This window comes from Alteromonas sp. S167 (genome assembly GCF_036864375.1).
Taxonomy (GTDB): domain Bacteria; phylum Pseudomonadota; class Gammaproteobacteria; order Enterobacterales; family Alteromonadaceae; genus Alteromonas.
Window position 1 is genome coordinate 1 of record NZ_JAZETR010000015.1, and the last position, 12942, is coordinate 12942.

At 41.8% G+C, this 12942-nt stretch carries 10 protein-coding genes and 1 rRNA gene; 3 read left to right on the top strand and 8 right to left on the bottom strand.

The genetic code is table 11. The annotated features are described in order from the left end of the window. Window positions 1-101 precede the first annotated feature (101 nt). Window positions 102-217, top strand: a 5S ribosomal RNA gene (gene rrf, locus V7R35_RS17295). A gap of 107 nt (window positions 218-324) precedes the next feature. On the opposite strand, the gene V7R35_RS17300 is transcribed toward rrf, so the two are convergent. Continuing rightward, window positions 325-903 (bottom strand): hypothetical protein, encoded by a 579-nt coding sequence (locus V7R35_RS17300; protein WP_334016131.1) that lies wholly within the window; start codon window positions 901-903, stop codon window positions 325-327. Window positions 904-1099: 196 nt separating this feature from the next. Further along, window positions 1100-3499: a DNA polymerase II gene (locus V7R35_RS17305; RefSeq protein WP_334016132.1), complete on the bottom strand. Its 2400-nt coding sequence runs from the start codon at window positions 3497-3499 to the stop codon at window positions 1100-1102. A 233-nt stretch (window positions 3500-3732) separates the two neighbouring features. Here V7R35_RS17305 and V7R35_RS17310 point away from each other — a divergent pair, with 233 nt between their 5' ends. After that, window positions 3733-4743 carry an MBL fold metallo-hydrolase gene (locus tag V7R35_RS17310; protein ID WP_334016133.1) on the top strand — a complete coding sequence of 337 codons (1011 nt, stop codon included), beginning with the start codon at window positions 3733-3735 and terminating at the stop codon, window positions 4741-4743. A 65-nt stretch (window positions 4744-4808) separates the two neighbouring features. Here V7R35_RS17310 and V7R35_RS17315 read toward each other — a convergent pair whose 3' ends face one another. The 5 genes from V7R35_RS17315 to V7R35_RS17335 all read right to left on the bottom strand — a co-directional run bounded on the left by V7R35_RS17315 (window position 4809) and on the right by V7R35_RS17335 (window position 10192). Then, window positions 4809-6107: a sensor histidine kinase gene (locus tag V7R35_RS17315; RefSeq protein WP_334016135.1), complete on the bottom strand. Its 1299-nt coding sequence runs from the start codon at window positions 6105-6107 to the stop codon at window positions 4809-4811. Further along, window positions 6107-6691 (bottom strand): chemotaxis protein CheX, encoded by a 585-nt coding sequence (locus tag V7R35_RS17320; protein ID WP_334016136.1) that lies wholly within the window; start codon window positions 6689-6691, stop codon window positions 6107-6109. The genes V7R35_RS17315 and V7R35_RS17320 overlap by 1 nt, the downstream gene beginning before the upstream one ends. Continuing rightward, entirely contained in the window at window positions 6688-7053 is a 366-nt protein-coding gene (locus V7R35_RS17325) for a response regulator (protein WP_334016137.1), read from the bottom strand. The genes V7R35_RS17320 and V7R35_RS17325 overlap by 4 nt, the downstream gene beginning before the upstream one ends. Window positions 7054-7262: 209 nt before the next feature. After that, window positions 7263-7967 carry an endonuclease/exonuclease/phosphatase family protein gene (locus tag V7R35_RS17330; protein WP_334016138.1) on the bottom strand — a complete coding sequence of 235 codons (705 nt, stop codon included), beginning with the start codon at window positions 7965-7967 and terminating at the stop codon, window positions 7263-7265. Next, window positions 7955-10192, bottom strand: a complete 2238-nt coding sequence (locus V7R35_RS17335) for a VTT domain-containing protein (RefSeq protein WP_334016139.1) — start codon at window positions 10190-10192, stop codon at window positions 7955-7957. The genes V7R35_RS17330 and V7R35_RS17335 overlap by 13 nt, the downstream gene beginning before the upstream one ends. Before the next feature lie 247 nt (window positions 10193-10439). Between V7R35_RS17335 and V7R35_RS17340 the strand changes: the two genes are divergently transcribed. Continuing rightward, on the top strand, window positions 10440-12182 hold the full coding sequence (locus V7R35_RS17340; protein WP_334016140.1) for a PAS domain S-box protein: 1743 nt from the start codon (window positions 10440-10442) through the stop codon (window positions 12180-12182). Window positions 12183-12250: 68 nt separating this feature from the next. Here the strand turns inward: V7R35_RS17340 and V7R35_RS17345 are convergent, their stop codons facing one another. Beyond that, window positions 12251-12847 carry a porin family protein gene (locus tag V7R35_RS17345; protein ID WP_334016141.1) on the bottom strand — a complete coding sequence of 199 codons (597 nt, stop codon included), beginning with the start codon at window positions 12845-12847 and terminating at the stop codon, window positions 12251-12253. Between the last annotated feature and the right edge of the window lie 95 nt (window positions 12848-12942).

A 12942-nucleotide genomic window follows, 5' to 3' on the forward strand; every position in this document is an offset into this window, starting at 1 on the left:
ATATAGAAGCCGTTACATTTCTATGTATACGTGCGAACAGAATTTAGTGAAGTTGATAAGTATCAGCTTTACGCTGTAAACGTTACTGCAAACCAGTTTTTCCTGGCAGCCATAGCGATACGGTACCACCTAATTCCATTCCGAACTTAGAAGTGAAACGTATTAGCGCCGATGGTAGTGTGGGGTTTCCCCATGTGAGAGTAGGACACTGCCAGGTCCTAATTCTAAAACAAAGAACCCAGCGAAAGCTGGGTTTTTTGTTTTATGCAAAAGCGATTGCTTTTAATCAAAGCTAGCTAACAGATCAATGAGTCTAATCTACTCTTATTCAGACTCAATTTCTTCAAAGTAACTACGGTATTCCATTCTTGTAATTACCTTATCACCGTTGTCATCCATTGCACTAAAGTCGCCTTCTACTTTGGCTGCTGCAACCTCAGTAGATGTGAGCTTACCGTCACTGTTTGTATCTAGCTTGGTAAACTTATCATCTGCCAATGCAGACATTTCAGTGCGAAGTTCTTTGTTTTTCTCCGCAATCATTTCGCCATCCGTGTTACCTATTAACGATACGTTGCCACGCTTTATTAATGAAGAGTCGGTTGTGCCAGACGTTTTCACTTGTGTAATAATCTCGTCGCTAAACATAGAGGGCTTTTCATCAACAAACACAGAAAATTCATTACGGCTCACCATGTTATCGCCATCTGCGTCCATCATAGCCAGTGTCTTTGAATCGATGGTGCCTTCCACCTCAGACATTGCAATAAAACCATCACCGTTTTCATCCATTGCACTGAAGCTAGTATCAATCTTAGTCTCGTGATGACCTGCTACCGCCACAGTTGAAACTGTTGCTGCTAGTACCGCACCTACAATAGAACTTAGTTTTGTTGTCTTCATAATGAAAATCCTTCTATTTACGAAAATGTGAGCAATGAAAAACTATTGCCATTCATTTACTATTATTCATTTGTCATGCCAGTGGGTTAAGTGTCTGATAAACAGTGAGTTAAACTGTTTTAGTACAGAAGGCGTTTTAATTCTAAGTGTTAGAACGACACAGCAATTGAAAGAAATTCATACGAAGTAAGCAGTATTAGAACAAGTTAAGCTGTTGATTAGTTAATCGTTCAAAGTCAGCGCCAATTAAAGGTAGAATGCTATCGGCGATGGGTTTTATTTGCTTATCAATGTAATGTTCATAATCAAGTGGAGCGGCCACCATATCTGTGGTTTGTGGGCCCTGAACGGTTATTACATAGCGAATTGTTGTATTTCGCTGATAACGTAACGGTTGCCCTCTTTCTTCATGTAATGCATCAGCAAGTCTGGCAGCCTTAATATGAGGAGGAATGGATTTAACATACGACGACAAAGGCTTTCTTAGTCGTTTTTTATAAACAAGCTGTTCATCTGCCTTTCCCTGACGAATGTCGTCTAAAATGCTTTGTATATAGTCATCTACAGGCTCTTTATTAAAAACCTTCTGGTACAGCGTGTATTGAAACGTTTTTGCTAAGTCGGTCCAATCAGAACGCACATTCTCAAGGCCTTTAAATATAAGGGTGCTATTTTCTTTTCCATCAACAATATTGCTTTTTAAGCCTGCATATCGTTTTTTACTTCCTTCCGATGAACCTCGTATGGTTGGCATAAAGAAAGTGGAAAAGTGTGACTCAAATTCAATTTCAAGATGACATGTGATATCAAAATGTTCTCGTAAGTGCGCCTCCCACTTTTCATTTATATAAGAGGCTAACTTCTTGCCTGTTTCTTTTGGGCAGCCTAGCCTGTCATTGCCTTCAACGTGGACAAAGGTCGAGTCTGTATCGCCATAAATAACCGTGTAACCTAGTGCCTCTATCCACGTTGCGGTGGTTTGCATAATCTCATGACCGCGTAAAGTAATAGAGCTTGCCAGACGTGGATCGTAGAAGGGGCAACCCCCGCTTCCCAGTACGCCATAAAATGAATTCATAAGAATTTTGATAGCCTGAGAGCGAGGCCCATCTTTCTGACGCTTAGCCTCATCTCTCTGTCTCCAAAGGCTTTCAATGATGTCAGGCAGAAAATGTTGTTCTCTACTAAACATGGCGCCTTTAAACCCTTCAATTGCCGTCTCAGGCGCTTTTAAGCCTTCAGCGAGACCTAAAGGATCAATCTTGAATGTTCTTATAATAGATGGATAAAGGCTTTTAAAGTCGAGTACTAATACATCTTTATACAAGCCCGGCTGCGACCGCATTACATAGCCACCAGGGCTAGCTAGGCCGCCATTTTCAGGTCGTACACCTGCAACATAGGAGTAGCGATGAAGCTTTGGTAAATACACATTTAAAAACGCTGCCACTGAGCCACCTGGTCTACTTAAATCTAAACCAGTAAGGGTGCTGCGAAGGGCGAGGAAGTCGATGAACTGTGTTTTCTCCTGAATGCTATTTACCAACACGGTGTCTTTATAGTTGTAATCAGCAAGTGCTACAGGATTGTCCTGATATAGGCTTTTAATGGCGCTTAGCTTATCGGTGTCTTGTATTAGCTTATTTTCTCCCAACAGTTGCTCTGCAACATGGTCGAGCGAAAAAGTTTCAAACTGGTACGTCATTGTTTTAAGAGACTCAATGCCGTCGATGACGCATCTTCCAGGAACATCTACGAGTGTTTGATCTTCCCACTCTCTTACACTGGCTTCTCGGCTGTGTCGCCCTAAAGTAAACTTCAGATTATTGGCTTTTGCACGTCTTGCGATAACAGCCATATCAAACTGCTTCACGTTCCAGCCAAGCAAAATGTCTGGATCGTACTGAGTTACTTTTTCAAAGAACGCTGTTAAGAGGGCTTTCTCGTTCTCTACAACCGTGAGTGTGTAAGCTGTTTCATTCCTTGGCTTTATTTCTTTTCCGTTAAATGAGCTTGGACGAACCAAAATAACGTCATGTAAATTTTCACCTGCTAGTGCAACGCTAAACAGATCTTCATTTTCATTACACTCAATGTCGATACTCAACGCTGAAAATGTCGTTCGATAATGAGTAGGGCGTATCTGTGCATTGTTTACAACATGATTTTCGTTGGAACTACTTTCCATTGTGCTAGGTACTAGAAACTCTACAGCACCATAAACAAAACGTTCCATCAGATAACGCTCTGCTACCCTCACATCAGCCTCATATAGCGTTATGTTAAGGCCCTGACATAACTGCCGTAATTGATGCATTTGTGCTTCGGTTTGGGTCTTTACTGTTGTAACTGGTAGCTGTTCTAGTGTGCTAAAGCCATCATTAGAAAAGGTAAGTTTACTGACAACGAGTTCTTTGTTGGCTTGTAAACGGTTTAGCTCCGATGTGGCGATGAAGCATGTTGGCTGTTGAGGCGTAGATACAAGTCTAATTGTTCCTATGTCGGTTTTTACCCATAGTTCAACGAACACTTTCCCTTGCTGGGTGAAAGTGTTTTTATTCAATATAAATCCACGTTGAAGAACCTTTTCAGACATAGTTTAAAAAGTTAACTCATTCAGCTCATATTATTGCTTGATTGAGAGCAGTATACCCTTTGCTATCACCCACTCCTATAGATCTGTATTCGGCAGATGCGTTTGTTTTTAACTTCACCTGTGTTTATCGTGATTCGACTAATATCACACAGCTTATTTTCGTCAAACGTCATACAAAGCATTGCTACAACTTGTAGCTTTGTAGCACGTTAAAGTTGAAAGGCAGGATACTAATGCACTATTTATTCGACAAACAGGTGGCACCAGGTGAGCTGGTTGAAATAACAGACGGTGTATTGTGGCTAACAATGCCACTGCCTTTTGAATTAGATCATATTAACCTCTATCTGATACGTGATGATAAAGGCTGGATTGTTGTCGACACAGGTTTAGGTACTAATGCAACTAAGGCCTTGTGGGATAAAATATTTGAACAGTTGGATGCTCCCATTTCTGGTGTGCTGGTAACACATTTGCACCCAGATCATGTTGGTCTTGCAGGCTGGATTGCCGATAGGTTCGATGTGCCGTTTTACATGTCTCAAACTGAATATTTTACAGCTCGTGCTTTTAGCGCTGGTCAGAACGGTGCGCCGAACGAGAGAGACAAGCGTTATTACCACAGAGCTGGGTTAGATAGCGATTTAATAACACAATTAACCTCAGGCGGTACAAAGGGGTTTAGCAGCGTTGTTTCACCTCTACCGGTAAGCTACACGCGCCTAAAACACAATATGAAGTTACGCTTTGGCTCTGAACAATGGGAAATAATAATAGGGCGAGGTCACTCTCCAGAACACGCGTGCTTATACAACGCCAGTAAAAACGTTTTAATTTCGGGCGATCACGTACTGCCAATTATTACGCCTAATATTGGCGCTTATTCTACAGAGCCAGATGCGAATACACTGGCAGACTATTTAGATACGCTTCCTCAGTTTAAAGCACTGCCCAGCGACACTGTAGTTTTACCAGCACATAAGCTTCCATTTATTGGGCTACATGAACGTGTAGACGAGCTTGTAGCGCATCATCAACATCATCTGTCTGCGCTACTTGATACTTGTAAAACGCCTCAAACGATAACGTCATTATTACCGGTGCTTTTTAAACGAGAGTTAAACAGCAGAAGCATGGTATTTGCTGTTGCTGAATGTATGTCACACGTAAATTACTTAATAAATAACGACAAACTGTTGCGTACAGAAAATGCATTAGGGGTGTATGAATACTGTGTGAGTTAACGGCGACACTATAACTACTATTCCTTTTTAGCCAGTGAATCAGCAAAAAAGTGTAGATTGCTTGATTACTCAGCGTCTGCTAAATCCTCTTCAACAGACTGCGTTGACGTGATGAATTTAGGGATCGTAATCTCGACGACTGTACCTTTTCCTTCTTTGCTACTAATACTAATTTTCCCATGGTGCTTTTCAATTGCAGTGTAAGCCACTGATAACCCCAATCCTTGTCCTTGGCCCTCTGGCTTGGTTGTGAAGAAGGGCTCAAATATCCGTTTTAAATTGTTCTGGGGAATTCCGCATCCGCTGTCGAGAATTTTAAATACAACAGTATCGCCTTTTTCAATAACAGTTAACTTAATGAAGCCTTTATCATTGATGGCTTGTGCCGCATTGATCATCACGTTCATTAAAGCTTGCTTTAGCGGACCAGGGTCGCCCATTATTTCAATTTTTTCTAGGGCGCAATCAAACTTGTACTGGGGTTTACCATATTGAGCAGAAATCAAAGATATTAGCTGGTTACACAGTGTGCAGACCTCTATAGTTTGGATACCTTCCGCGGTTTGCAAGGAAAAGCTTTTCAAATTTTGAACAATATCTTTTACCCTTGCTAGGCCATCACTCGACTCTTCAATAAGCTCTGCAATGTCTTCTTTTAACAATGCGTAGTGATGAGTGCTGTACAGCGCTTCAAGCTGGTCTTTAATATCTTCATTTAAGTCGTCTAAACGCTCGTGTACACCGTTGCAAATCGCTATAAGGTGCGTTGCATACTGGCTAAGCGTATCTAAATTAGCCGCAACAAAACCAATAGGATTATTAATTTCGTGGGCGATGCCCGCAGCAAGCTGTCCTGTAGACGCCATTTTTTCTGCTTGGATAAGTTGGCTTTGTGCTTGATCTAATTTCCGGATAAGTTTAACTTGTGCAGCATGTTCTTTTTTCAACGCCTCCGATAGCTTCTGCTGAGTTCGGAAGTAGCTTGCCTGTGCAGTAACATCTTGTAAAAAAATACACGCAAATCTGTCGCCTGATTTTTTATCTTTAATGGGTAGTATTTCCATATTTTGATACATCTGTGTCTCTTCGCCTGTAATGGGACGCGAGCTTTTAAATGGGAAAATATGGGGGCGCTGCTCCCAATAGCTAAAGCTGGGATGCTGTAAAACAAACACCGATTTTAATCGGCGTTTCAAGAACTTTTCTTGTCCGTGAAAAAGAATGGTTATGGGTTTCTGTTTAAAATCGTTACGCAGTTCTTGTGGTAGCCTATCCAAAAAAAATTCATTCAAATAAACCACATTAAAGCTCTCATCAACAATACCAATTCCTACGGGGAGCTTATCTACTAACTGCTCAAACATTAGCCCAGCAGCTCATCTAATGTGTTCTTCATTCTTTTTAACGATTCATCGTCTAAGCAAAAAACAACGCGCATGCTGAACGACGAAACGGTAATGACAAACTGCACCTCCATCACTAAGCTATGCTGCCATTGAAGCTCGTCAAAATTCGTTTTATCGGGTTGAAAGAGTGTGGGCATATTTAAGTTAGTGGTAAGTTCTAACTGTTCTGAAAGCCCAGCAAGGCATGCGCCAGCCAGAATATTACAAAGTTCTAAAATAATCTCCTGCGTGTCTTCTTTGCTCAAGGGTTCGTCGTAATCCATAAGGGTTGCTACTTCAACCAAACCACGACGAGACAAAACAGACATTACCTCACCGTGAACATCACCAAGAAAAGACTGTCGCGTGTATAAAGCATTCTGAGTTTCAAACAGCAAGCTATAGAGCTCAGTAGGCGTAACAGCGGAAATTTTTGGAATAGAAATATCAATTTTTGTTTCGATAAGTTGAGCTAGAGAATTGGCGGCTTGCCCCATGGAAATATTCAGCAGTTCCTGGAGCGCGTCTCTCTGCTCTTCGTTTAAAGGAAGTTCAATGCTCATAACATCCCCAGTTCAAATAACGCCATTGCTAGCTCTTCTTTGTCCAATGGTTTACGCAGAAAGCGCTTCGCGCCCAAAGCCATCACTATTTTTTGCTTTTCCGGCTGGAAGTCTGCGCTAATAACTATAACATTCGGTTTTTCTTGCTGTTCGTGGAGGTACTCAAGTACACCAACGCCGTCTACTTCGGGCATGGTTAAATCAAGTAATAGCAGCGAAAAAAAGCCGCTTTTAAGCGCTTCTATCGCTTCTTTTCCGTTAGTTGCTTCTGTGATGTCATAGTCTAAATCTTGTGGTAATGAGCGAATAACGCTTCGCCTTGATAGCTTAGAGTCATCAGCGACTAATACTGATATCGACATAAAACTCCTCCAAAATTCTGCAGGGGACACAGCTCTTCTTGATAAAGTATGTGCAACTTTCGCGTTACTGCAACAATTTATCGTTATGTGAACAGTGTTAGTAAAATGTTAGCTAATTTTCAGTATATGACAAAAGCGACAATTGTGCGTATTCGACTTTATGCTGTATTTCGCGGAGGGCAATTTTCCTTTGTTTTCCACTTAAAAGTTTAGTTGGGCAATTCGAAATCAATAAGTATCGGTAGATGATCAGACAGGTTTTTTGTTTGTTGAGTATTGATTTTTTTGGCCTGCAATATCGTTATTTCGGAGGTTAGCCAAGCGCGGTCTAATGAAAATAGCGGGAACACACTTGGGAAGGTAGCGCCGAATGCTTGTTGATTTAACAGTTTATTCAGTGGCTTGAATAAACCTGACCCTAACTGCCATTCATTAAAGTCGCCAGCCAGCAATAGCGGTGTTTGGTTAGCTTGAAGCTGTTTTTTTACATGACTAAATAACGCTGTGAGTTGTTTTCTGCGCTCCCAGCGTTTTAATCCAAAATGGGTATTTAAAACAGTAAGAGGACCTTGGTCGGTCAGCAGTTTAACTATTTGAAAGTTTCTTGGCTGCCGATTGGGATGCCCTATCTTAAAGGTATCATGTGATATTACGTCAAACCGCGATAGCACGGCATTGCCGTACCAACCGCTTTCTTCAAAAAGAGCCGGAGAAGCCGTTAACTTATACGTATTGTTAGCGCAAATATCTTTGATGTCTTTATCAATAGAGCGATGCGCCGGGCGAGTGTCCATCTCTTGTAAAAGCACTATGTCAGCACGTTGCTCGACAAGAAACTCGCCGATACGTTTATAGTCTTGCTTCTTATCTCGCCCAACGCCGCTGTGAATGTTGTACGAGATTACGCGGCACATTCGTCTGCTTCACTGTTTTTAACACTACTCGATGCGTTATTTGTGTCGTTTGTGGGCATGTTGCCTTGCTGTGCCTCTTTACGCATTTGATAGTAACGAGCAAATTTTTGAGAACCCCATATCATCAGGGCCCAGACCAGAATTCCAATGGCTAGGTAGCTGATAGTCTCAACTGATGGGTTTTTCCAAATTTGCGCAATTGAATCGCCCACAAGGCCTTTTGCAATCATAGGGGGGAACATTCCTAAAAATGTGCCCACCAAAAACTGCACAATACCGATAGAAGAGATACCAGCAACCAAATTAACTAAACTAAACGGCGCGATAGGCAGCATTCGTATCGCAGCAACGCCCACAATACCACTTCGCTTTAACTTTTCATCTACCGCGGCAACTTTTGGGCCGCCTATCTTTCTTAAACCCGCGTTTCCAGAGATTTTACCTATTACAAATAAAAGAGCCGAACTTACAAGTGCGCCCAACATACCGTATATAGGGCCCCAAATAGGGCCGAAAATGGCGGCAACAGCAAGTGACAACACCGTTACAGGAAAGAAGAGTAAACCGCCGACTACGTACACTAAAAGTACGGTTGGTAAAGCGAAATACGTACCTCTACTTTTTTCCAAGAACGCACTGATGTTCTCGGAGCTTAACCATTCGATAGATTGACTAGCCCAATACATCAAACCACCTAGAATAGCGATGATAGTAATGCCTATCATGATCATAACGCTTCTACGCCTTGGGTTTCGCGCAGGTATTGCCGAGCCTCCCATTGTGGGAACAGACATCAGAGGCTCTTCTGGATCTGAAAGTGTCCTAAACACATTCTCAACCGAATGCTCGGTAAATTCTTCGTCACGCACTTCATTTAGCACATAGCCATGTGCTAATTGGTTTTCTAGAAGCGCCTTCACAGGGTTGGAATGTTCAAAGAGAGCAGGCATGTCATCTAGCGCTCTTCCTGTGTGTTCAGCAAGCAAGTCATTTCTTACCTGCGCTATTTTTTCCCTGTTTTTTGCCGTATTGCCAAAAAGTACAGTGTCGATTTCGGTATCTAATGTCATTGAGCGATTACTTAAGTTTGATGAACCAATAACAAGATATTTATCGTCAATGGTCATTACCTTTGAGTGAATACGCTTGTAAGCTTTTCTGCCTTTTATGTCTTCTACTGATGAATACGTGAGGCGCACTCTATCGGGCTCGATGCCGTTTTCAAGTATGGCCTTGAACTCTATTCTACTGGCCCAAAAAGCCTCGCACTCAAACTTGCCTTTGGGTTCGTATGAACTCACGATGACAACGTTCAAATCAGGTTTGAGTTTAAGTTGTTTGTTGAGCGCCTCAGCAATCTCTTGGCGTGTAGTAAACTGATTTTCAATAAAGATAAACGATTCAGCTTCACTTATGAGGTCGATGAGCATATGGCGTACTTCCTGCGCGGGCTCAACATCGTCCATAAAAGGGATAGTGCGCGCTAGTGCACACGACACATTCTCAAATAGTGGTGGGTAATCTTCAGGCCACGCTTTTGGCAGTTGTGCTCCGTCGCTGTAGTCTACATTTTCTCTGATGTCTAGTGGTGTGGATTGGGCAACGCGCTGCCATCTCCACCTTACCAGTTTTGCGAAGTGCTCAACTACAGCACCACTTGATACCATTTGTACATCGTGTAGTGGGCCGTATTCACCGTCAGGGCCGTTGCGTTCTTCAGATAGTACCGGATGGTCTCGGGTATCCCAGCGATTCGTCGACACGTCCATACCACCGGAAAAAACTACTTCATCATCTACTACTACAATTTTCTGATGCTGACTTCCACCCATTGGAATCGTGTCGTCTAACTCAGTTTCTACGTTGTCAGGGGTTTTCTCTTCCCATACCTCTTTTGCCCACATCTCTCGTTGAGCAAAAAATGCTAGCGACGAATCCCAACGTAAAAGATAAATTTTAATATCTGGATTTTGCTCCGCTTTCCATGCCAGTAAGTCGCTTATAACGCTGGGCGCTTCACTGGTTTTTTCATCTTGACCGCGAAGCAATCGAATACGGCTATCAATGTCCCATCCCACTATAAAAATGCTATGAGAGGCGTTAACAATGGCACTCTGAAGGGCTTTGTAGTAATTCCCGCAGTCTATGAGTGGCGCCGAAAAACGGGCTTTACTTTCAACCCAACAATTTTGACCTGGTTCAAAAATAGAATGCTTAGAATTCATAACAGTAGCCTTGTAATACCGGTAAAATGGCGAATACAAAGTAGTTGCAGAAAATGTTCCAATTGCTTGGATTATCTTAAGGTACTGAATTTAATGTTTAATTTTTTTTAAGCGGGCTGTCAGACTGTTTGGAGGCTAGTAATTTTTGTAATTTTTTCACTATTAGTCTTTCGTATTAATTCAAGCTGGCGAATATGCAAATTTTCTTCTATATAAAGATTTATCTTGTAAAAACAGGTGAGTAACAATGGGTTTCTTTTCCCGAGAAAATGCAGCAGAACAAGCACTATCACAGTCAATTCTGGCTGTTGTCACAATTGATGAGAATAACAATGTCACGTTTTATAACCAAGCTGCACAAAATCTATGGGGATATACACCTAATGAGGTAATTGGTAAGAACATAAAAATGTTGGTGCCCCACGAACATCGAGCTAATCACGACAGTTATGTGAATACACATCGAAATACCAACATAAACAAAATAGTAGGTAGCGCAAGAGAAGTCGAATTAGAAACTAAAAACGGCGATCGTATTTGGGTTCAACTTGCCTTGTCGCAGGTCATTGTTGGTGGGAAAAAGCACTACACCGCATTTGTTCGCGATGTAACAGAAGAGCGCGAGGCACGAGAAATCGTGGAGCAAACGCTAGAGCAAGCGTTAGATGCTGTTGTTTGTATTGATGAAAACAATAATGTGACCTTGTTCAATGCTTCTGCTGAAAAGCTATGGGGCTACGAACGCTCAGAGGTAATTGGGCAAAACGTAAAAATGCTTGTGCCTCAAGCCATTCAGGCAAATCACGACAACTTTGTAAATGCCAATAGGGAAACTGGGCATGACAAAATTGTTGGCACTAGCCGTGAAGTTAAAGTTGAGCGCAAAGATGGAGGGTCGCTGTGGGGAAGGCTGTCGCTTTCCAAAGTTCGCTTAGCAGACCGTACGTTATATACCGCATTTATTAAAGACGTGACCGAAGAAGTAGAGCAGCGAGAGATGCAAAGGGTGCTCTCTTTGGTTGCTAACGAAACCGATAACGCAGTAATTATTACAGACGCCGACGGGTTAATTGAATATGTAAACAACGGGTTTACGCGATTAACCGGTTATGAATTTGATGAGGTGAAAGGTCGCAAGCCAGGTTCATTTTTGCAAGGGGAAGAAACCGACCAACGAACCGTTGATGTTATTCGTCAGAAACTGAAAAACCGAGATGCGTTTTACGATGAAATACTTAACTACCGAAAAGACGGCGTTCCCTATTGGACGTCACTGTCTATTAATCCTGTTTTCAATGATGGGCAGCTTGTTAATTTCATAGCGGTACAGGCCGACATTACCCGTGTCAAACAAATGGCATTAGATTTTACCAACAAATTAAAAGCTATTGGTGAGGCTTTAGTGTTGCTAGAGACGAAGCCAAATGGTGAAGTCATTGAAGCGAATAAATTATTAAGAGATACCTTGAAAGGCGTATATGAATCGAAAACCTTTGCGCAAGAAGTCATGTCGAGACTTACACCTGAAGATAAGAGTGCACTGGAAGGGCAGGGCTTCGTGTCGAAAATACTCGAATTTGAAGCCAACGGTACGTATTTAGCGTTCGATTCTCGTATTTGTGCACTGAAAAACTTTACCGGAAGTATCACTCGGTATGTCTTTTTTGCAATCAATGTATCATCGAGAAAACGAGCAGTAAATGACACTCAAGGCGCTATGCAGGAATTGCTCACTACCAGTCAAACTATAAGTACCATAGTAGGTACTATTAACTCTATTTCGGAACAAACCAATCTGTTGGCACTTAACGCGGCTATTGAAGCGGCGAGAGCTGGTGAAATGGGCAGAGGGTTCGCAGTGGTTGCCGATGAGGTAAGAACGTTAGCCGGAAACTCACAAGCTTCATCGAACGAAATTGATAACCTTGTAAAAACAACGGTGGCAAAAATTGAAGAGCTAGCGCAGTTAATACAACGTATTGATGGGTAAAAATAAAAAGTAGGTAAAACCAAAAAACGCAGCTTATCGCTGCGTTTTTCTCAGTTCTTCACTTGTTGTTAGAAACGGTATTCAACACCGATACTTGCTTGCTTTAAATCCGTTTCAAAATCGGTATCGTCAATGTCGTCAAATGCTTCGTCAGCATCAAGTTCAGTGTCGTAAACCGTATATTCAGCATTAACTAAAAAGTTGCTGGTAATGGCATAACTTAAACCTGCACCTACAAATAAACTTTCATCATCATTTTCCTGGCTGAAACCACCTAAGTTGTATTCCGTTTCTGACCATAGTTGACCTAATTTAGCGTAAAGTGAAAATCGTTCAGTAAGCGGTAATATACCTTTTACCGCTGCTGTATAACCGTCAGTCTCTGCGCCAGCTAAATCACTACCGTAGTCGCCAAAGTCAATATAACTACCTTCAATAGCTATCCATTCATTGAATTTGTAACCAGCAATACCTTGCCAAACATCTTTATCATCGTCGAAGTCATCTTCGCCCTCTACACGCAAGTATCCATAATTACCACCAACATAGAAGCCACTTGTTTTTGCTTCTACTTGAGCACTTTGAGCGTGTGCACCAAAAGAGGCCATTACGCTGATAGATGCAATGGCACTTAGATAACTTACTGTTCCAAGTAATTTTTTCATGATGTTTTCCTCATTCGCTATTAATCAATCCATTGGCTTCGTAGTGAAGCTAATACGACAAAATTCCTTATAGGTATTTCAAACGTCATGCCACC

Excerpts from the sequence above, each read along its gene's own strand:
- V7R35_RS17300 (WP_334016131.1), bottom strand. The coding sequence starts at position 903 with ATGAAGACAACAAAACTAAGTTCTATTGTAGGTGCGGTACTAGCAGCA.
- V7R35_RS17305 (WP_334016132.1), bottom strand. The coding sequence starts at position 3,499 with ATGTCTGAAAAGGTTCTTCAACGTGGATTTATATTGAATAAAAACACT.
- V7R35_RS17310 (WP_334016133.1), top strand. The coding sequence starts at position 3,733 with ATGCACTATTTATTCGACAAACAGGTGGCACCAGGTGAGCTGGTTGAA.
- V7R35_RS17315 (WP_334016135.1), bottom strand. The coding sequence starts at position 6,107 with ATGTTTGAGCAGTTAGTAGATAAGCTCCCCGTAGGAATTGGTATTGTT.
- V7R35_RS17320 (WP_334016136.1), bottom strand. The coding sequence starts at position 6,691 with ATGAGCATTGAACTTCCTTTAAACGAAGAGCAGAGAGACGCGCTCCAG.
- V7R35_RS17325 (WP_334016137.1), bottom strand. The coding sequence starts at position 7,053 with ATGTCGATATCAGTATTAGTCGCTGATGACTCTAAGCTATCAAGGCGA.
- V7R35_RS17330 (WP_334016138.1), bottom strand. The coding sequence starts at position 7,967 with ATGTGCCGCGTAATCTCGTACAACATTCACAGCGGCGTTGGGCGAGAT.
- V7R35_RS17335 (WP_334016139.1), bottom strand. The coding sequence starts at position 10,192 with ATGAATTCTAAGCATTCTATTTTTGAACCAGGTCAAAATTGTTGGGTT.
- V7R35_RS17340 (WP_334016140.1), top strand. The coding sequence starts at position 10,440 with ATGGGTTTCTTTTCCCGAGAAAATGCAGCAGAACAAGCACTATCACAG.
- V7R35_RS17345 (WP_334016141.1), bottom strand. The coding sequence starts at position 12,847 with ATGAAAAAATTACTTGGAACAGTAAGTTATCTAAGTGCCATTGCATCT.